Source organism: Pseudomonas sp. SWI7, assembly GCF_006351945.1.
GTDB classification, from domain to species: Bacteria; Pseudomonadota; Gammaproteobacteria; order Pseudomonadales; family Pseudomonadaceae; genus Aquipseudomonas; species Aquipseudomonas fulva.
In genome coordinates, this window is record NZ_CP040930.1 from 3,664,922 (window position 1) to 3,685,000 (window position 20,079).

The 20,079-nt window shown below is 56.0% G+C and carries 8 protein-coding genes, 2 tRNA genes and 6 rRNA genes (1 of these 16 running past the window's edge); 6 read left to right on the forward strand and 10 right to left on the reverse strand.

The features are described from left to right. Nucleotides 1–768 precede the first annotated feature (768 nt). Nucleotides 769–2,925 (forward strand): type I secretion system permease/ATPase, encoded by a 2,157-nt coding sequence (locus FH041_RS16695; protein ID WP_028687928.1) that lies wholly within the window; start codon nucleotides 769–771, stop codon nucleotides 2,923–2,925. After that, nucleotides 2,915–4,291, forward strand: coding sequence for an HlyD family type I secretion periplasmic adaptor subunit (locus tag FH041_RS16700; protein WP_023535148.1), 1,377 nt, complete (start codon nucleotides 2,915–2,917; stop codon nucleotides 4,289–4,291). The genes FH041_RS16695 and FH041_RS16700 overlap by 11 nt, the downstream gene beginning before the upstream one ends. Nucleotides 4,292–4,336: 45 nt before the next feature. On the opposite strand, the gene lapD is transcribed toward FH041_RS16700, so the two are convergent. Both lapD and lapG read right to left on the reverse strand, forming a co-directional pair. After that, nucleotides 4,337–6,295, reverse strand: a complete 1,959-nt coding sequence (gene lapD / locus FH041_RS16705; protein ID WP_027915751.1) for a cyclic di-GMP receptor LapD — start codon at nucleotides 6,293–6,295, stop codon at nucleotides 4,337–4,339. 10 nt (nucleotides 6,296–6,305) lie between these two features. Further along, a complete protein-coding gene (gene lapG / locus FH041_RS16710; protein ID WP_173645901.1) occupies nucleotides 6,306–7,067 on the reverse strand; it encodes a cysteine protease LapG in 762 nt (253 codons plus the stop codon). Nucleotides 7,068–7,269: 202 nt separating this feature from the next. On the opposite strand from lapG, the gene FH041_RS16715 reads away from it, so the two are divergent. The 4 genes from FH041_RS16715 to FH041_RS16730 all read left to right on the forward strand — a co-directional run bounded on the left by FH041_RS16715 (nucleotide 7,270) and on the right by FH041_RS16730 (nucleotide 12,120). After that, the gene (locus FH041_RS16715) at nucleotides 7,270–7,959 is read left to right on the forward strand and encodes a GntR family transcriptional regulator (protein WP_027915753.1); all 690 of its coding nucleotides are present in this window, start codon (nucleotides 7,270–7,272) and stop codon (nucleotides 7,957–7,959) included. 91 nt (nucleotides 7,960–8,050) lie between these two features. Further along, the gene (locus FH041_RS16720) at nucleotides 8,051–8,548 is read left to right on the forward strand and encodes a sigma-70 family RNA polymerase sigma factor (protein ID WP_027915754.1); all 498 of its coding nucleotides are present in this window, start codon (nucleotides 8,051–8,053) and stop codon (nucleotides 8,546–8,548) included. Nucleotides 8,549–8,559: 11 nt separating this feature from the next. Continuing rightward, on the forward strand, nucleotides 8,560–9,534 hold the full coding sequence (locus FH041_RS16725) for a FecR domain-containing protein (protein ID WP_104925686.1): 975 nt from the start codon (nucleotides 8,560–8,562) through the stop codon (nucleotides 9,532–9,534). A 222-nt stretch (nucleotides 9,535–9,756) separates the two neighbouring features. After that, nucleotides 9,757–12,120, forward strand: coding sequence for a TonB-dependent siderophore receptor (locus FH041_RS16730; protein ID WP_225806695.1), 2,364 nt, complete (start codon nucleotides 9,757–9,759; stop codon nucleotides 12,118–12,120). Between the two features lie 109 nt (nucleotides 12,121–12,229). Here FH041_RS16730 and rrf (FH041_RS16735) read toward each other — a convergent pair. From rrf (FH041_RS16735) to FH041_RS16770, 8 genes are all read right to left on the reverse strand, one after another. Further along, nucleotides 12,230–12,345: ribosomal RNA gene (gene rrf / locus FH041_RS16735) — 5S ribosomal RNA — on the reverse strand. Nucleotides 12,346–12,452: 107 nt separating this feature from the next. Beyond that, nucleotides 12,453–12,568 (reverse strand): 5S ribosomal RNA (gene rrf / locus FH041_RS16740). Nucleotides 12,569–12,702: 134 nt separating this feature from the next. Then, nucleotides 12,703–15,595: ribosomal RNA gene (locus FH041_RS16745) — 23S ribosomal RNA — on the reverse strand. A 243-nt stretch (nucleotides 15,596–15,838) separates the two neighbouring features. Then, nucleotides 15,839–15,914, reverse strand: a tRNA-Ala gene (locus tag FH041_RS16750). Nucleotides 15,915–15,938: 24 nt separating this feature from the next. Continuing rightward, nucleotides 15,939–16,015 (reverse strand) — tRNA-Ile (locus FH041_RS16755). A gap of 85 nt (nucleotides 16,016–16,100) precedes the next feature. Continuing rightward, nucleotides 16,101–17,637: ribosomal RNA gene (locus FH041_RS16760) — 16S ribosomal RNA — on the reverse strand. 446 nt (nucleotides 17,638–18,083) lie between these two features. After that, a 5S ribosomal RNA gene (gene rrf / locus FH041_RS16765) occupies nucleotides 18,084–18,199 on the reverse strand. 134 nt (nucleotides 18,200–18,333) lie between these two features. Beyond that, a 23S ribosomal RNA gene (locus tag FH041_RS16770) occupies nucleotides 18,334–20,079 on the reverse strand; it runs 1,146 nt beyond the window's last position. The 16S, 23S and 5S rRNA genes sit together here with 2 tRNA genes alongside, the layout of an rRNA operon.

Sequence of the window (20,079 nt, forward strand, 5' to 3'; positions counted from 1 at the left end):
CAATCACCAAGGTAATGTCACATTGATATTTTTACCTTAGCCAAGGGCCAATCAACAGCAAATGCGTTGCGTCATTAAAACAGCGCAATGGCACGGAGCACGCGGGCCCAGGTGATGACAGCAGCCATAAATCACATGCCTTTCAACCGTTCGTCGGGCTCAATAGGACCAACAGCGTCAATAGAAGGTCAATTTTGTTTATTGACGCCACATTTCCAAGACTCGTAAGCATAAACCTTGCCGATTACATGCCCGAGACGCCCCTTGATGTTGCCAATTTTCAGGCTGCTTCACCGTAGAATGAACGACGACCGAATGCGCTAATCGTCTAAACAGGCCTTATAACGCGCCTGCGATTATCGGCCAGAGTCGACAACGGAAGTGGATTTACCTGGATGAATTTTACCTAACACGGGTCGCACCAACGCCAGCAAACCAGCGCCTGATAAATGACATTGAGCTAGGCTGTAACGGCAGGCCTGTCACATGTCGTTTCTCTGCGCCTATCCCAGCATCCTGAAGCCTGGATTGCAGCGTGATTCAGAAATGAAACGTTTGTCTGCTGATCAGCGTCATGTAGTAAAGAGACCGATACAGTTGTTTACTCACCACCTAATTCAAGGCGACCATTGGCGACACACTGCATCGCTCGCTGCATGCCTACCGAGCGCCGACATGCATTGCCCCACTGAATGCCTGGGTTTGCTGCCATCGAATGATCGGCGGCCAGCTCATCCCCACCCACCACAAGGATGAAGAGAGCGCCGCGTGGAATCAGAAGTCAGTCGAGTCCAGCTCAACCATGACCCACGTAGTCAGCACGACGATCCTTTGCTGGATAGTCTGCTGAGCTTGTGTGTACTGCACCAGAAACCTGCCAGCCGGGTCATGCTTACCACGGGTCTGCCTTTACCCGCACAGCGCCTGAGCCCCGAGCTGCTGCCCCGTGCGGCGGCCAGGGCCGGCCTGCAGGGCCGTCTGTTGCAGCGCAAGCTGGAGCAGATTCCAAGCATTGCCATGCCCGCGATCCTGTTGCTAAAAGGCGGACGCAGTGCCGTGTTGCTCGGGTGGGAAAACGAAGACACTGCACGGCTGTTACTGAGCGAAAGCGATGGCGGCGAAGTTCAGGTCAGCCGTGAGACACTTCAGGATGACTACAGCGGGCGAGTGTTCTTCGCGCAGCCGCAGCACAAATTCGACGTCAACCATGGCAACCTGATCCCCCGAGCCAAATCCTGGTTCCGAGACACGCTGCTGCGCAGCAAGTGGCTGTACATCGATGCCATCGCCGCGAGCCTTGTGATCAACCTGATCGCCCTGGCCGCGCCACTGTTCGTCATGAACGTGTATGACCGGGTCGTTCCCAACCAGGCGACCTCGACCCTCTGGGTGCTGGCGGTCGGTATCGCGGGCGCCTATATCTTCGACCTGATCCTCAAGGGCCTGCGCGGATTATGTCTGGACCTTGCAGGGAAAAAGACCGACCTGATCATTTCGGCGACACTATTCGAACGTATCGTGGGCATGTCGATGAAGTATCGACCGGCCCGGGTAGGCAGCTTTGCCCAGAACATTCACGAGTTCCAAGGCCTTCGTGACTTCCTGGCGTCGTTGACGCTGACTAGCCTGATCGACTTGCCGTTCACGGTGCTGATCCTGATCGTCATCGCGATCATTGGCGGACACTTGGTGTGGATCCCGATCATCGCCTTCCCACTGGCCTTGGGCATCGGCTATGCCCTGCAGCGGCCGCTGATGGCGACCATGGAGCGGACCATGGCGCTGGCCTCGGAGCGCCAGTCGAGCCTGATCGAGACCCTGGCAGGGCTGGACGCAGTGAAGGTCAACAACGCCGAGAGCGAGCGGCAGTACATGTGGGAACAGACGCTCGGTACCCTCAGCCGGCTGGAATTGCGCGTCAAGGTACTGTCGAGCCTGGCCATGAACATCACCCTGCTCATTCAGCAGTTGGCAGGGGTGGCGATGATCTGCGTGGGTGTGTACCTGATCATCGACGGCAACTTGAGCATGGGCGGCCTGGTGGCGTGCTACATGCTCAGCGGCCGCGCCCTTGGGCCCTTGGGGCAGCTCAACGGCCTGTTGGCTCGTTACCAGCAAGCCAAGGTAACCATGGTGTCCACCGACCACATGATGGAGCTGCCACAAGAGCGCAACTTTGAAGAACGCCCGCTCAGCCGTAGGGTATTGCAGGGTAGCGTGGAATTCCGCGGCGTGGATTTCACTTACCCCAACCAGCAGAACATGGCGCTGAAGAACATCAACCTGACCATCCGCCCTGGCGAGAAGGTAGGGATCATCGGGCGCAGCGGGTCGGGCAAGAGTTCACTGGCCAAGCTGATCGTTGGCCTGTACGAGGCCGATGGCGGCTCATTGCTGGTCGACGGCGTGGATATCCGCCAGATCGACGTCAGCGAACTGCGCCACAACATTGGTTATGTGCCCCAGGACATTCAGCTGTTGGCGGGCACGCTGCGGGACAATCTGGTCAGCGGGGCCCGCTACATCGATGACGAAATGATCTTGCAGGCGGCTGAGCTTGCAGGCGTGCATGAGTTCGCGCGACTGCACCCGGACGGCTACGAGCTGCAGGTCGGCGAACGTGGTCAGAACCTATCCGGCGGGCAGCGGCAGAACGTGGCCCTGGGCCGTGCATTGCTGTTGAACCCACAGATCCTGCTGCTCGACGAACCCACCAGCGCCATGGACAACACCGGCGAAGAACGCCTGAAGCAGCGTTTGCAGGCCGTGGTGGAAAGCAAGACGGTACTGTTGGTGACTCACCGTGCATCGCTGCTGTCACTCGTGGACCGCCTGATCGTGATCGATCGCGGGCAGATCGTTGCCGATGGCCCGAAAGCGGCCGTCATGGATGCGTTGAAGAAGGGGCAGATCAGTGTCGCATAAGCTGGATTTCGGGCAACTCAAGGAAGGCCTGCGGCGTTACTTCAAGGGCAGCGATTCGTTGGGCGGTCAGCCGCTGCCCGAGGTCAACAAGGCCCTTATCGAGGACGCGCCGCGCGTGGTGCGCCTGACGATCTGGGGCGTCATCCTGTTCTTCGTGTTCCTGATCGTGTGGGCCAGCTTTGCGCCTATTGATGAGGTGACGCGTGGTGAAGGCAAGGCCATCCCGTCATCCAAGGTGCAGAAAATCCAGAACCTGGAAGGCGGCATCGTGGCGGAAATCTTTGCCAAGGAAGGCGAGATCGTCGAGGTGGGGCAGCCTCTGCTGCGCCTGGATGAGACCCGCTTCGCGTCCAACGTGGGGGAAACGGAAGCCGATCGGCTGTCCATGGCCCTGCGGGTTCAGCGCCTGAGTGCAGAGGTCGACGGCAAGCCGTTAGAGATCGACGAAGAATTGCGCAAGGCCGCACCTAGCCAAGCGGCCAGCGAAGAATCGTTGTACCAGAGTCGGCGCCAGCAGCTTCAGGACGAAATTGGCGGACTGCAACAGCAACTGGTCCAGCGCCAGCAGGAACTGCGCGAGTACAGCTCCAAGCGCGGGCAGTACGCCAACAGCCTTGAGCTGCTGCGTAAAGAAATCAGCATGTCGGAGCCTTTGGTCGCGACGGGTGCTATTTCCCAAGTGGAGGTGCTGCGCTTGCGTCGTGCCGAGGTTGAGAACCGTGGTCAGCTTGACTCCACGTCGCTGGCCATCCCCCGTGCCGAAGCGGCCGTTCGAGAAGTGCAGAGCAAGATCGAAGAGACCCGCGGCAAGTTCCGAAGCGAGGCACTCACCCAGCTGAACGAAGCCCGGACCGAACTGAACAAGGCGACCGCTACCAGCAAGGCGCTGGATGACCGCGTTCACCGCACCATGGTGACTTCGCCTGTGCGGGGTATCGTCAAGCAGTTGCTGGTCAACACCATCGGCGGCGTGATTCAGCCAGGCAGCGACATCATCGAGGTCGTCCCGCTGGACGACACGCTGGTCATCGAGGCCAAGATCCTGCCGAAGGACATTGCCTTCCTGCACCCAGGCCAGGAAGCCACGGTCAAGTTCACCGCGTACGACTACACCATCTACGGGGGACTCAAGGCCAAGCTTGAGCAGATCGGCGCCGATACCATCACCGACGAAGACAAGAAGACCACGTACTACCTGATTAAGCTGCGTACCGATCGCAGTCATCTGGGCACCGATGAAAAGCCGCTGCTGATCATTCCCGGGATGGTGGCAACGGTCGATATCATGACCGGCAAGAAGACCATCATGAGCTACCTGCTCAAGCCCATCATGAAGGCCCGCTCCGAGGCCTTGCGCGAACGCTGAGGGTGTGCCCGCACGGCCTTGCGTGCGGGCCCTCATTTCTGCAGGTCAGCGCTTATCGTGCGCCCAAGGGGCAGGCTCACCCACCAACTGCCCCTGAATGCCTCCTACACCCATTTCGCAGAGCACTGCGCGCTCACCTTCGGTTTCCACGCGCTCGGCCACCAGAGGCAGATCGATGCTGTGCGCGGCACGCTGGATCGCCTCGATGAACAAGCGTTTGTGCTGTTCATGGTCGATGTTACGGATGTAGCTGCCATCAATCTTCAGGTAAGCCAACCCAAGGTGGGACAGGTTACCGATCATGCTGAAACGTCCGCCAAAGCGTTGCAGTGCCAGGCCGAAGCCAAGGCTGTGCAGCCTTCGAGTCAATTTCTCCAACGCCGGCTGGTCAGGTAGCTGCTCTTCACCGATTTCGAACACCAGACGCGGCCCGAGGGCGACGTTCTGGCTGAGCAGTTCGAAAATGCGTTGCAGCGCCTGGGCGTCCGCCAAGGTAGCGGCGGAAAGGTTCAGCGCCAGCACCTGGTCGTGGCCACGCATGTGCGCCAGCACCTTCTGCAGCACCAGAAGGTCCAGCCTTGGCATCCAGCCAAAGCGCTCGAGCCAAGGGAGGAATCGACCGGCTGGAAGCGCCTCGCCTTGTCGATCCTTCAGGCGGGATATCACCTTGTGGTGCAGCACCTGCTGGGCGGTTGCACAATCGACCACCGGCTGGAAAAACAGCTCGAAGTGACCGTTGCTGAAGGCCTGGTCGAGGCGCTCATGCCAGTCGTGCTGGCTGTCGGCAGCCACGGCAGCGACGCCTTGCTCCAGGCAGACCCAACCCGGGGTTGGCTGGTTCTCCGCGCGTGCCAGGGCTTCATCAGCCAGTTTGAGCAACGCTGGAGGCGCGTCGCCCGGGCTGAAGGGGGCCAAGCCGATGCAGGCCACCGGTTGAATATCGGTGGCCCCCGTCTCATGCAGGCTCTGCAGCGTAGCCTCAAGCGCCTGGGCCAGCTGTATGGCTTCTTCATGCACCATGCCAGGTGCTAGCACGGCGAATTCACCACCCCGGCTGCGGGAAATCAGGTCGTTGGTTTCCGGGAAGCTTGCGCAGGCGCGGCGCAATTGCTCACCGACGGCTTGCAGCAACTGATCCGTGCGTTGGCCACCCAGACGCGCGTTGAGGCCCGCCAGGCCTTGAACCCGAAGTAACAACAGGTAGCCTGCCCGTGCTTCCTCAAGGTTGCTGACCCGAGCATTGAGCTGCATTTCGAAATAGCGACGGTTGGACAGACCGGTCAAGGTGTCTTGATAGGACTCGGCGCGTAACCGCTCGCTGCGCTCGGCCTGCTCGGTGAACAGTGCCTTGAGCTTTTCGACCATCTGGTTCATGGCCTGGACGACGCGCCTGAGCTCGGGTGTGCGGGGCAGTTCAGGCAGGCTCAGGAATTCACGCCTGGCGATGGCATGGGACTGTTCGACCATGTAGTCCAGCGGCTTGAGCTGCCGGCGCAGCAGCAACGCCCCCAGAATGGCGCTGGCGGCACCACAGAGCAGTAGCCAGCCCAGGCTGCCCAACGCGCTTTGCCAGAGCTTGGCAATGGCGAACATGGGGTGACTGATGACCTCGACGCGTGCCGCCTGCTGCCAGCCACGGCTGACCAACGCATCGCCACCGGCAGCTTCCAGACCGATCAGGTGAACGAACCAACGGGGTACGCCCCCAGGGTCTGGTTCGGCATGGCGCTCGACGAGCACCGTATTGGAAGCCAGGTCCACCACTTTGATACTGGCGTAGTAGCCACTGTCGAAGATCGAACTCACCATCAGCTCGACCATGGCAGGGTCATCGATATTGGGCGTAAGCGACAGGGCCAGCGCAGTGGCTGCATCCTGTGCATGCGAGCGGAGCTGGTTGACATACTGGCTTCGCGAACTCTCCAGGCTGACCATGAAACTGCCGGTGAACGCCACTACCAGGAACAGGCAAATAGCCAACAGCAATTGTTTGAACAGTGACATCTGTGCTCCTTCAGTAAACCGGCTCGGCCGGGAAGCCTTCGGCCTGCATTTTTTTCAATAGGTCCTGCCAGCGCGACAAGCGCTTGGTGTCGCCGACTTTCTTGTTGCCACCGGCGCCTGTCAGCCATAGGCCTTCACCGTTGAAGGCATAGACGGGCAACAGGTCGGGGCGCTGGCTGGCCGGCTTGATCGCGTCCATCAGGCTGTCGAGCACCAACGGCTGCGCCTGGGGCGTTGAATAATAGGTCAGTACCATGTGTGCCCGGTTCTGTCGCAAGGCCTTGACGTAGGTGATCCGCAGTTTCTCGCTGGGGATGCCCATGCGCCTGAGGCTGAAGTACTTGGCGATAGCGTAATCCTCGCAATCGCCAGCCCCTTTTATCAGTGCTTGGACCGGTGTTGCCCAGTAATCGACCTCGTGCCACAGATCGATATCCTCGACGTAGCGCAATTGTTGGTTAAAGAACCGGTTGACCACCTGCAGACGCTCAAGCTCAGTCCCCTGCTTCTGGGTGGCCATGAGGTTCTGCCACGCATCGATTCGCGCTTTGCCCTCCCCCAATGGCCCGTACAGCGCTTGAGACTGGCGACTGATCTGGGCGAAATCCCAGTCGGCATGCAAACCGCCCAGCAGCAGGCCACCCAGCAGCGCAGCCAGGGCAACTCGGTGCAGCACGGTTTTGAGCATCGGGGTGATCGCCACTGCCAAGCACTGTCCAGGCCAGTCGAAAGAAGCGATGGTGCGGCCTGACACCGCAAAAGACAATGGCACATCGCGATCATCGGCCTCTGTGTCGGAGTACGCCGGATCAACGCTTGCCGCGCGGGTCATGTCACTTCCTTTGCAGAGCAACTTCATCCACCATAGCCGCGCCCTGGGGCATGCCCCCAGTAGAGGCCAGCATTTGACACGTCATACCGCTATAACCGTGTCATTGGATCCAACTTTGGTAATCGTTTAAGGCAGGCGTTGCGTGGGCAACAAAATCAAACTGAGCAGCGTGTTGAACAGTGAACAGTTGCTGCCACATCTGGCCCGCGGCGTTATTGAAGAACGCGTGCGCAGTGCCATTCTCGAGGGTCGTTTGCCACCCGGAACGGCAATCAGACAACAGGAGTTGGCGACACTTTATGGCGTCAGCCGTATGCCCGTGCGTGAGGCGCTGCGTCAACTGGAAGCGCAGTCACTGTTGAACGTGGAGCTTCACAAGGGCGCAGTCGTTGCGCCGCTGATAGGCGAGGATGCGGCAGATGCCTACGACTTGCGTGTTCTGCTCGAAAGCGAGGCGTTGCGTCAATCCATTCCGCTTCTGACGGCGCAAGACATCGCCAAGGCCCGCAGTTGCATCCAGCAATTGGAAAACGAAACACGACATGCCGAGATCGCTCGTCTTAATCGTGAGCTTCACATGGTGCTTTATAGCAAGGCAGCGAACCATAAACTGCTGCGCCTGATCGATAACGAATTGATGCAAGAGGAGCGGTTTCTACGCTTTCATCTTTCGTCGATGGGCCTGGGCAAGCTCACCCAAGACGATCACACGGCCTTGGTCGATGCCGCCAGTGCCAAACGTGTCAGCGATGCAATTGCGGTATTGGAGCAGCACCTCAACAGCGCAGCCGTGACCATTCGAAGGTACTTGGACAGCCAGCGCTCGCACTGAATGGCTTGGGGACCGACAGGTAGGTTGCAAAATCTCGCGCCGGGCGAAACAATGAGACTAATTATCATTTAAGCCCTGATAGCTGTGTCTCATGCCTAGCAACGATCTCGTGCAAAACCTCTACAGTGCTCATCATGGCTGGCTGCATACCTGGCTGCGCCACAGGCTTGGCAATGCGGCCGACGCTGCTGACGTGGCCCAGGATACCTTCATGCGGCTGTTGCAACGCCGCGAGCATCTGCAGATACAACAGCCCAGGGCGTTTCTGCGCACGGTGGCGCGCGGGTTGATCATCGACCACTGGCGTCGAGAGGAACTGCACAAAGCCTATCTGGAAGCGCTGGCGCTGGTGCCGGAGGCTAACACGCCCGATGTGGAGACCCGCGAGCTGCTGCTGGAGTTGCTTGAACGCATTGCCAAGATGCTCGATGGCCTCAAGCCAAAGGTTCGCACTGCTTTCCTGCTAGCCCAATGCGAGGGCCTGCGGCATCAGGAAATTGCACAGCAGATGGGCGTATCGGTGAGAACGGTGGAGCGCTACATTGCTGACGCGCTTTATCACTGCTACCTGCTGCGCTACGAAGCGTAATGACACCGGTTATGCCTAGCCCGCATCCCGACGCCAAGACGGTCAGACAAGCCATCCAGTGGATGCTGAAACTTCGCCACAGTGGTGAGGATCCGGCTTTGAACGAGCGTCTCGCGCAGTGGCGCTCAGAGGCTGCGACCCACGAGCTGGCCTGGCAACGCGTGCTGCATTTGGAACAGGACCTGGACCTGCGCCACGTGCCCGCTGTGGGGGTTGCGCTGCAGACACTGGAGGCCAGTCATCGGCGCCTTGAGCGGCGACAGGCGTTGAAGCTGCTGGGCACCGTTGCCGTGTTCGGATCGGCAGCATGGCTGAGCAAGGACTTGAGTGTGGTACAGGCCTGGTCATCCGACTACGCGACAGCCACGGGTGAGCGCAGAGACGTGACCTTACCCGACGGCTCTCGGCTACAACTCAATACCCGAAGTGCCGTGGACGTGGCCTTCAACAGGCAGCAATTGTCGATCGACCTCAAGCGGGGTGAGGTCATGCTGGACTGTCGACAGGCAGCTCCTGGACAACCTCCAGTCACTCTGCGCACGAATACCGCAGCGTTGCAAACCGTCGGGGGGCGCTTCGTGGGGCGTATCGAGGACGATTGCCTACGGGTGGTCGTCAGTGAGGGGCGAGTATTCACTCGCAGCCAGAGCACCGGCCTGATCCAATGGCTCGAGCCAGGTGGAGAATGGCGCGTCACCGCCAGCGGTGCCGAGCAGGTGACGCCTTCAGGGATGGACGCGATGGCCTGGACCGAAGGCCTCATCGTGGGCAAGAACATGTTGCTCAGGGATTTCCTGACGCAGATCAGCCGATACCGCCGCGGTTATCTCACCTGCAGCGATGACATTGCTGAGCTCCGTTTGTCCGGGGTATTCCGCCTCCAGAATCCAGAACATCTCCTGCAATTGCTGCCCACCACGCTTCCCGTTCAAGTCCGTCATTTAACGCGATGGTGGGTGCGCGTGGAAGCGCTGGGTCGTGCCTAGACTTTGGTGAACAAAGCCTGCTCCTAATGTGTCGGGTTTTGGCCGCGTATCCGGCTAGATCAGTGAGAAGAATCTCCTGCACATTTTACGGACCCTTTCATGTCAACCAACCCGGTAAAACTGTACGCCTTTGGCGCGAATGATTTTCGACCTGTCTTGCACTCAGATTTGCTAAGCAATGCCATCCGCGCTGCCTTGCTGGGTACGGCACTTGGATTGGCCATGGTGCCTGGCATCACACTCGCCGCTGATACCTCACTGGTCAGCTCGACTTATGCAATTGCGCCTGGGCCCCTGGATGAAGTGCTCAATCAATTTGCTCGTCAGGCGGGCATCACGCTTTCCAGTACGCCGGCACTCACTCAAGGCTTGCAGTCCAGAGGCCTTCACGGACAGTACTCGGCTGAGCAGGCGTTAGGGGTGCTGTTGGCAGGAAGCGGCTTGACGGCGTTGGATCAAGGAAACCGGACCTTCATCGTACAGGCTCAGCCAGCGGAAGCTGCGCTGGCGTTACCCGATACGGACATTCGAGGTTTCACCCTGGGCAATGCCTTGGGGAGCATGGAGGGTTATAACGCCACCCACAGCCAGGTCGCTACTAAAAGCAGCTTGGCACTGGTAGAGACATCCCAATCGGTTTCGGTGGTAACCCGGCAACAGATCGACGACCAAGGTTCTCAAACCGTCGCCCAGGCCATGCGCTATACCCCAGGGGTGATGACCAGCCCCTATGGCGCGACGCACCGGTATGACTACGTGGCCATGCGAGGTTTCAATGACGGGTCGGTGGATAACATCTACGTAGACGGCCTCAAGTCCATGGGGGACAACGGCACCTACAGCACGATGCAGGTCGACCCCTATTTCCTGGAACGGATCGATGTCTTGAAAGGGCCTTCTTCGGTCCTTTATGGCCGTAGCTCACCGGGTGGATTGGTCGCACTGACCACCAAAAAGCCCGTGTTCACCGCTTTCCATCAAGTTCAAGCGTCGGTTGGTACCCAAGGTCAGCGCGGGCTGGGCTTCGATACCAGCGGCCCGTTGGATGCAGACAAGCGTATTGCCTATCGCCTGACCGGTTTGGCAGACGCTTCGGATACTCAGTTCGATCACAACAAGGAAGAACGTTACGCCATCGCTCCGTCGCTTAGCATCGACTTCAGCGAAGACACATCGCTGACCCTGCAGGCCTACTTGCAGCGTGATCCAAACGGGGGGTATCACGGCGGTAATCCTGCAGACGGGATGCTGAGCAAGCGTAATGGGGTACGCCTGTCGGATCACTTCTTCGAAGGGGAGCCGGGCATCGACAATTACGAGCGCACCCAGCAGTCGTTCAGTTACCAGTTCGAGCATCGCTTCAACGATGTATTTACCGCGCGGCAGAACTTCCGCTACCAGGACTCGGACGTATCGATGGACCAGGTGTACTCGGCAGGTTGGGCAGATGCCGACAGTACCGTCCTCAACCGAGCTTACACCGGGGGTGATGAGCGGCTGCACTCCTACATCATCGACAACATGGTCCAGGCTGAATTCTTCACCGGCATTGCCAAGCACACCCTGCTGCTGGGCACGGATTACCAGCGCCGCAAAGCCGATGTCTCGTGGCGTTATGGCACTGTAGATCCGCTGGATGCGGCTAACCCGCAGTATGGTAATGGCAACCTGCAGGTGCTCGGTGAAAACCGATACCAACGCCGGTTGCAACAGACGGGTGTCTATCTGCAGGATCTGGTGGAGCTGGATCAATGGCGCTTCTCACTGGGCCTGCGCCAGGATTGGGTCAAGGTATCCGAGGAAAATCGTGATACCAATACCAGGGTCAGTGACAAGCGTTCCAACTTCACGACTCGCGCTGGGGTGCTCTATCTCTTCGAGAATGGCCTGGCGCCGTATGTGAGCTACTCCGAGTCCTTCAACCCGAATACCGTATCCGATCAAGACGGAAAACCGCTTGCTCCTACCGAGGGCACTCAGTGGGAAGCCGGTATCAAGTATCAGCCACCTGGTAGCGACAACCTGTACACCGCCTCTGTGTTCCGTATCGAGCAGGAGAACCTGGCCTCCAAGCAACCGGATGAAGACTTCTACAGGCCTGTCGGTCAAGTGCGCTCGCAAGGGTTGGAGTTGGAAGCGCATGTGCAGGTCACTGATAACTTGAAACTGCTGGGTGGCTATACCTACACCGACATCGAGTACTCGAAATCGATGCCTAGCCTTGTATCCAGCGGTCTGGACAACAAAGGCAATTCGCCTACCCAAGCCCCGGAGCAAATGGTCTCGCTGTGGGCCGACTACAACTTCCGGCAAGGCGCGCTCGACGGGATTAGGTTGGGCGGCGGCGTGAGGTATGTGGGGCATAGCTGGGCAGATGCAGAGAACAGCCGCAAGGTGCCTTCCTACACGTTGGTTGATGCCTCGTTGGGCTACGACATGGGTAAGCTGGGTCTGAAGGGCTTGGATGTTCGTCTGAATGCCAACAACCTGACCAATCAGCGATACATCACCTCGTGCGCCAGTTTGAATTACTGCTACATGGGCGAAGAGCGTAATGTGAGCGCCACAGTGAGCTACCAGTTCTAAAGCGCACAGCGGGACAACCGCTTATCAGAAGCTAGTCATTGGGGGTGTTTAAACCCCCCAAAAGAAAAAGCCCCTGTCTGCAGCGCAGACAGGGGCTTTTTTGTTTGAATCTTGACGATGACCTACTCTCACATGGGGAAACCCCACACTACCATCGGCGATGCATCGTTTCACTGCTGAGTTCGGGATGGGATCAGGTGGTTCCAATGCTCTATGGTCGTCAAGAAATTCTGTGTGCTGGCCCGTCATCGACGTGCCTGCGAATCTCTGTAGTTCCTACTTAAAGACAAAACCCCTACCTGCATGCGCAGATAGGGGTTTTGCGAAATGAATCTTGACGATGACCTACTCTCACATGGGGAAACCCCACACTACCATCGGCGATGCATCGTTTCACTGCTGAGTTCGGGATGGGATCAGGTGGTTCCAATGCTCTATGGTCGTCAAGAAATTCTGTAGCCAGAATGTCCTGTTGGACAGCCCAGCGAATCCGGACATGTGATGTTTGTGATGCGTTGCGAACTTTCGGTTCATGTCATCTTCACCACCGCAATCTGCAGAAGCAAATTGCTTGGGTGTTATATGGTCAAGCCTCACGGGCAATTAGTATTGGTTAGCTCAACGCCTCACAGCGCTTACACACCCAACCTATCAACGTCGTAGTCTTCGACGGCCCTTTAGGGGATTCAAGATCCCAGTGAGATCTCATCTTGAGGCAAGTTTCCCGCTTAGATGCTTTCAGCGGTTATCTCTTCCGAACATAGCTACCCGGCAATGCCACTGGCGTGACAACCGGAACACCAGAGGTTCGTCCACTCCGGTCCTCTCGTACTAGGAGCAGCCCCTCTCAAATCTCAAACGTCCACGGCAGATAGGGACCGAACTGTCTCACGACGTTCTAAACCCAGCTCGCGTACCACTTTAAATGGCGAACAGCCATACCCTTGGGACCGGCTTCAGCCCCAGGATGTGATGAGCCGACATCGAGGTGCCAAACACCGCCGTCGATATGAACTCTTGGGCGGTATCAGCCTGTTATCCCCGGAGTACCTTTTATCCGTTGAGCGATGGCCCTTCCATACAGAACCACCGGATCACTAAGACCTACTTTCGTACCTGCTCGACGTGTGTGTCTCGCAGTCAAGCGCGCTTTTGCCTTTATACTCTACGACCGATTTCCGACCGGTCTGAGCGCACCTTCGTACTCCTCCGTTACTCTTTGGGAGGAGACCGCCCCAGTCAAACTACCCACCATACACTGTCCTCGATCCGGATAACGGACCTGAGTTAGAACCTCAAAGTTGCCAGGGTGGTATTTCAAGGATGGCTCCATGAGAACTGGCGTCCCCACTTCAAAGCCTCCCACCTATCCTACACAAGCAAATTCAAAGTCCAGTGCAAAGCTATAGTAAAGGTTCACGGGGTCTTTCCGTCTAGCCGCGGATACACTGCATCTTCACAGCGATTTCAATTTCACTGAGTCTCGGGTGGAGACAGCGCCGCCATCGTTACGCCATTCGTGCAGGTCGGAACTTACCCGACAAGGAATTTCGCTACCTTAGGACCGTTATAGTTACGGCCGCCGTTTACCGGGGCTTCGATCAAGAGCTTCGCTTGCGCTAACCCCATCAATTAACCTTCCGGCACCGGGCAGGCGTCACACCCTATACGTCCACTTTCGTGTTTGCAGAGCGCTGTGTTTTTAATAAACAGTCGCAGCGGCCTGGTATCTTCGACCAGCAAAAGCTTACGGGGCAAGCCCTTCACCTTCGCCGGCGCACCTTCTCCCGAAGTTACGGTGCCATTTTGCCTAGTTCCTTCACCCGAGTTCTCTCAAGCGCCTTGGTATTCTCTACCTAACCACCTGTGTCGGTTTGGGGTACGGTTCCCAGTTATCTGAAGCTTAGGAGCTTTTCTTGGAAGCATGGTATCAACCACTTCATCGCCTAAAGGCAACTCGTCATCAGCTCTCGGCCTTGAAATCCCGGATTTGCCTAAGATTTCAGCCTACCACCTTAAACCTGGACAACCAACGCCAGGCTGGCCTAACCTTCTCCGTCCCTCCATCGCAATAACTGGAAGTACAGGAATATTAACCTGTTTTCCATCGACTACGCTTTTCAGCCTCGCCTTAGGGACCGACTAACCCTGCGTCGATTAACGTTGCGCAGGAAACCTTGGTCTTTCGGCGTGCGAGTTTTTCACTCGCATTGTCGTTACTCATGTCAGCATTCGCACTTCTGATACCTCCAGCAAGCTTCTCAACTCACCTTCACAGGCTTACAGAACGCTCCTCTACCGCATCATCATACGATGATACCCGTAGCTTCGGTGCATGGTTTGAGCCCCGTTACATCTTCCGCGCAGGCCGACTCGACTAGTGAGCTATTACGCTTTCTTTAAAGGGTGGCTGCTTCTAAGCCAACCTCCTAGCTGTCTAAGCCTTCCCACATCGTTTCCCACTTAACCATGACTTTGGGACCTTAGCTGACGGTCTGGGTTGTTTCCCTTTTCACGACGGACGTTAGCACCCGCCGTGTGTCTCCCATGCTCGGCACTTGTAGGTATTCGGAGTTTGCATCGGTTTGGTAAGTCGGGATGACCCCCTAGCCGAAACAGTGCTCTACCCCCTACAGTGATACATGAGGCGCTACCTAAATAGCTTTCGAGGAGAACCAGCTATCTCCGAGCTTGATTAGCCTTTCACTCCGATCCACAGGTCATCCGCTAACTTTTCAACGGTAGTCGGTTCGGTCCTCCAGTCAGTGTTACCTAACCTTCAACCTGCCCATGGATAGATCGCCCGGTTTCGGGTCTATACCCAGCGACTAAACGCCCTATTAAGACTCGCTTTCGCTACGCCTCCCCTATTCGGTTAAGCTCGCCACTGAATATAAGTCGCTGACCCATTATACAAAAGGTACGCAGTCACCTAACAAAGTAGGCTCCCACTGCTTGTACGCATACGGTTTCAGGTTCTATTTCACTCCCCTCTCCGGGGTTCTTTTCGCCTTTCCCTCACGGTACTGGTTCACTATCGGTCAGTCAGTAGTATTTAGCCTTGGAGGATGGTCCCCCCATATTCAGACAAAGTTTCTCGTGCTCCGTCCTACTCGATTTCATTGATAAGAGATTTTCGTGTACGGGGCTATCACCCACTATGGCCGCACTTTCCAGAGCGTTCCACTAATCTCAAACCAACTTAAGGGCTGGTCCCCGTTCGCTCGCCACTACTAAGGGAATCTCGGTTGATTTCTTTTCCTCAGGGTACTTAGATGTTTCAGTTCCCCTGGTTCGCCTCTTGCACCTATGTATTCAGTACAAGATAACCAGCTTATGCTGGCTGGGTTCCCCCATTCAGAGATCTCTGGATCACAGTCTGTTTGCCGACTCCCCAAAGCTTTTCGCAGGCTACCACGTCTTTCATCGCCTCTGACTGCCAAGGCATCCACCGTATGCGCTTCTTCACTTGACCATATAACCCCAAGCAATCTGGTTATACTGTGAAGACGACATTCGCCGAAAATTCGCACGTCGCTCTTTCGAGCAGAACTCACAAATTTTACCTTAGCCTGAATTCCAGCAGTGAAACTGGTCTTCAGTCTATTTCTATCACATATCCGAATTTTTAAAGAACGATCTGACAAAAGTCAGAAATCAACATTCACACCGGAATGTTCATTTCTGTATTCTGAACAGTGCCGCAAACCTGAAGGATTGGTGGAGCCAAGCGGGATCGAACCGCTGACCTCCTGCGTGCAAGGCAGGCGCTCTCCCAGCTGAGCTATGGCCCCGTATTCTACGGCTGAACCAAGTAATGGTAGGTCTGGGCAGATTTGAACTGCCGACCTCACCCTTATCAGGGGTGCGCTCTAACCAACTGAGCTACAGACCTATAACAGGGTCGCGTTACAGCATCGTCTTTTACAATGAATCAAGCAATTCGTGTGGGAGCTCATCAGCAGGCTGATGTCGTCGATTAAGGAGGTGATCCAGCCGCAGGTTCCCCTACGGCTACCTTGTTACGACTTCACCCCAGTCATGAATCACACCGTGGTAACCGTCCCCCCGAAGGTTAGACTAGCTACTTCTGGTGCAACCCACTCCCATGGTGTGACGGGCGGTGTGTACAAGGCCCGGGAACGTATTCACCGCGACATTCTGATTCGCGATTACTAGCGATTCCGACTTCACGCAGTCGAGTTGCAGACTGCGATCCGGACTACGATCGGTTTTGTGAGATTAGCTCCACCTCGCGGCTTGGCAACCCTCTGTACCGACCATTGTAGCACGTGTGTAGCCCAGGCCGTAAGGGCCATGATGACTTGACGTCATCCCCACCTTCCTCCGGTTTGTCACCGGCAGTCTCCTTAGAGTGCCCACCATAACGTGCTGGTAACTAAGGACAAGGGTTGCGCTCGTTACGGGACTTAACCCAACATCTCACGACACGAGCTGACGACAGCCATGCAGCACCTGTGTCAGAGTTCCCGAAGGCACCAATCCATCTCTGGAAAGTTCTCTGCATGTCAAGGCCTGGTAAGGTTCTTCGCGTTGCTTCGAATTAAACCACATGCTCCACCGCTTGTGCGGGCCCCCGTCAATTCATTTGAGTTTTAACCTTGCGGCCGTACTCCCCAGGCGGTCAACTTAATGCGTTAGCTGCGCCACTAAAATCTCAAGGATTCCAACGGCTAGTTGACATCGTTTACGGCGTGGACTACCAGGGTATCTAATCCTGTTTGCTCCCCACGCTTTCGCACCTCAGTGTCAGTATCAGTCCAGGTGGTCGCCTTCGCCACTGGTGTTCCTTCCTATATCTACGCATTTCACCGCTACACAGGAAATTCCACCACCCTCTACCGTACTCTAGCTTGCCAGTTTTGGATGCAGTTCCCAGGTTGAGCCCGGGGCTTTCACATCCAACTTAACAAACCACCTACGCGCGCTTTACGCCCAGTAATTCCGATTAACGCTTGCACCCTCTGTATTACCGCGGCTGCTGGCACAGAGTTAGCCGGTGCTTATTCTGTCGGTAACGTCAAAATTGCAGAGTATTAATCTACAACCCTTCCTCCCAACTTAAAGTGCTTTACAATCCGAAGACCTTCTTCACACACGCGGCATGGCTGGATCAGGCTTTCGCCCATTGTCCAATATTCCCCACTGCTGCCTCCCGTAGGAGTCTGGACCGTGTCTCAGTTCCAGTGTGACTGATCATCCTCTCAGACCAGTTACGGATCGTCGCCTTGGTGAGCCATTACCTCACCAACAAGCTAATCCGACCTAGGCTCATCTGATAGCGCAAGGCCCGAAGGTCCCCTGCTTTCTCCCGTAGGACGTATGCGGTATTAGCGTTCCTTTCGAAACGTTGTCCCCCACTACCAGGCAGATTCCTAGGCATTACTCACCCGTCCGCCGCTGAATCAAGGAGCAAGCTCCCGTCATCCGCTCGACTTGCATGTGTTAGGCCTGCCGCCAGCGTTCAATCTGAGCCATGATCAAACTCTTCAGTTCAATACTGCTTGGGTTTTTAAGAAACCCTAAACTTGGCTCAGCAATCTCAAATGACTATGTGATTTCTCGCATGGTCACTTGTGATGCTGATAATCTTTCTGACTATCAGTCCGTACTCACAAGCACCCACACGAATTGCTTGATTCGATTTGTTAAAGAGCGTTTGGCTGAGAGTGTTTCGTCTCAACCGAGGCGCGCATTCTACGCTTTCCTCATTGCCTGTCAAGCGTTTATTTTGAAGTAATTTCGAAAAACTCGTTCAACTTCAAACACTTAACTCGCTTCGATCTCTCGTAGCGGGAGGTGAATAATACAGCATTCAAAAACGCTGTCAACCACCTTTTACCACCGCTGGCTGGCCGCTTGGCCTACCAGGAAAAGCATGAGCTTCTACTTAAAGACAAAACCCCTACCTGCATACGCAGATAGGGGTTTTGCGAAATGAATCTTGACGATGACCTACTCTCACATGGGGAAACCCCACACTACCATCGGCGATGCATCGTTTCACTACTGAGTTCGGGATGGGATCAGGTGGTTCCAATGCTCTATGGTCGTCAAGAAATTCTGTAGCCAGAATGTCCTGTTGGACAGCCCAGCGAATCCGGATATGTGATGTTTGTGATGCGTTGCGAACTTTCGGCTCATGTCATCTTCACCACCGCAATCTGCAGAAGCAAATTGCTTGGGTGTTATATGGTCAAGCCTCACGGGCAATTAGTATTGGTTAGCTCAACGCCTCACAGCGCTTACACACCCAACCTATCAACGTCGTAGTCTTCGACGGCCCTTTAGGGGATTCAAGATCCCAGTGAGATCTCATCTTGAGGCAAGTTTCCCGCTTAGATGCTTTCAGCGGTTATCTCTTCCGAACATAGCTACCCGGCAATGCCACTGGCGTGACAACCGGAACACCAGAGGTTCGTCCACTCCGGTCCTCTCGTACTAGGAGCAGCCCCTCTCAAATCTCAAACGTCCACGGCAGATAGGGACCGAACTGTCTCACGACGTTCTAAACCCAGCTCGCGTACCACTTTAAATGGCGAACAGCCATACCCTTGGGACCGGCTTCAGCCCCAGGATGTGATGAGCCGACATCGAGGTGCCAAACACCGCCGTCGATATGAACTCTTGGGCGGTATCAGCCTGTTATCCCCGGAGTACCTTTTATCCGTTGAGCGATGGCCCTTCCATACAGAACCACCGGATCACTAAGACCTACTTTCGTACCTGCTCGACGTGTGTGTCTCGCAGTCAAGCGCGCTTTTGCCTTTATACTCTACGACCGATTTCCGACCGGTCTGAGCGCACCTTCGTACTCCTCCGTTACTCTTTGGGAGGAGACCGCCCCAGTCAAACTACCCACCATACACTGTCCTCGATCCGGATAACGGACCTGAGTTAGAACCTCAAAGTTGCCAGGGTGGTATTTCAAGGATGGCTCCATGAGAACTGGCGTCCCCACTTCAAAGCCTCCCACCTATCCTACACAAGCAAATTCAAAGTCCAGTGCAAAGCTATAGTAAAGGTTCACGGGGTCTTTCCGTCTAGCCGCGGATACACTGCATCTTCACAGCGATTTCAATTTCACTGAGTCTCGGGTGGAGACAGCGCCGCCATCGTTACGCCATTCGTGCAGGTCGGAACTTACCCGACAAGGAATTTCGCTACCTTAGGACCGTTATAGTTACGGCCGCCGTTTACCGGGGCTTCGATCAAGAGCTTCGCTTGCGCTAACCCCATCAATTAACCTTCCGGCACCGGGCAGGCGTCACACCCTATACGTCCACTTTCGTGTTTGCAGAGCGCTGTGTTTTTAATAAACAGTCGCAGCGGCCTGGTATCTTCGACCAGCAAAAGCTTACGGGGCAAGCCCTTCACCTTCGCCGGCGCACCTTCTCCCGAAGTTACGGTGCCATTTTGCCTAGTTCCTTCACCCGAGTTCTCTCAAGCGCCTTGGTATTCTCTACCTAACCACCTGTGTCGGTTTGGGGTACGGTTCCCAGTTATCTGAAGCTTAGGAGCTTTTCTTGGAAGCATGGTATCAACCACTTCATCGCCTAAAGGCAACTCGTCATCAGCTCTCGGCCTTGAAATCCCGGATTTGCCTAAGATTTCAGCCTACCACCTTAAACCTGGACAACCAACGCCAGGCTGGCCTAACCTTCTCCGTCCCTCCATCGCAATAACTGGAAGTACAGGAATATTAACCTGTTTTCCATCGACTACGCTTTTCAGCCTCGCCTTAGGGACCGACTAACCCTGCGTCGATTAACGTTGCGCAGGAAACCTTGGTCTTTCGGCGTGCGAGTTTTTCACTCGCATTGTCGTTACTCATGTCAGCATTCGCACTTCTGATACCTCCAGCAAGCTTCTCAACTCACCTTCACAGGCTTACAGAACGCTCCTCTACCGCATCATCATAAGATGATACCCGTAGCT

What these genes read in the sequence shown, in the direction of transcription:
- lapD (WP_027915751.1), bottom strand. Translation starts at nt 6,295, where the DNA reads ATGTCACTGTTCAAACAATTGCTGTTGGCTATTTGCCTGTTCCTGGTA.
- FH041_RS16720 (WP_027915754.1), top strand. Translation starts at nt 8,051, where the DNA reads ATGCCTAGCAACGATCTCGTGCAAAACCTCTACAGTGCTCATCATGGC.
- FH041_RS16725 (WP_104925686.1), top strand. Translation starts at nt 8,560, where the DNA reads ATGCCTAGCCCGCATCCCGACGCCAAGACGGTCAGACAAGCCATCCAG.
- FH041_RS16730 (WP_225806695.1), top strand. Translation starts at nt 9,757, where the DNA reads ATGGTGCCTGGCATCACACTCGCCGCTGATACCTCACTGGTCAGCTCG.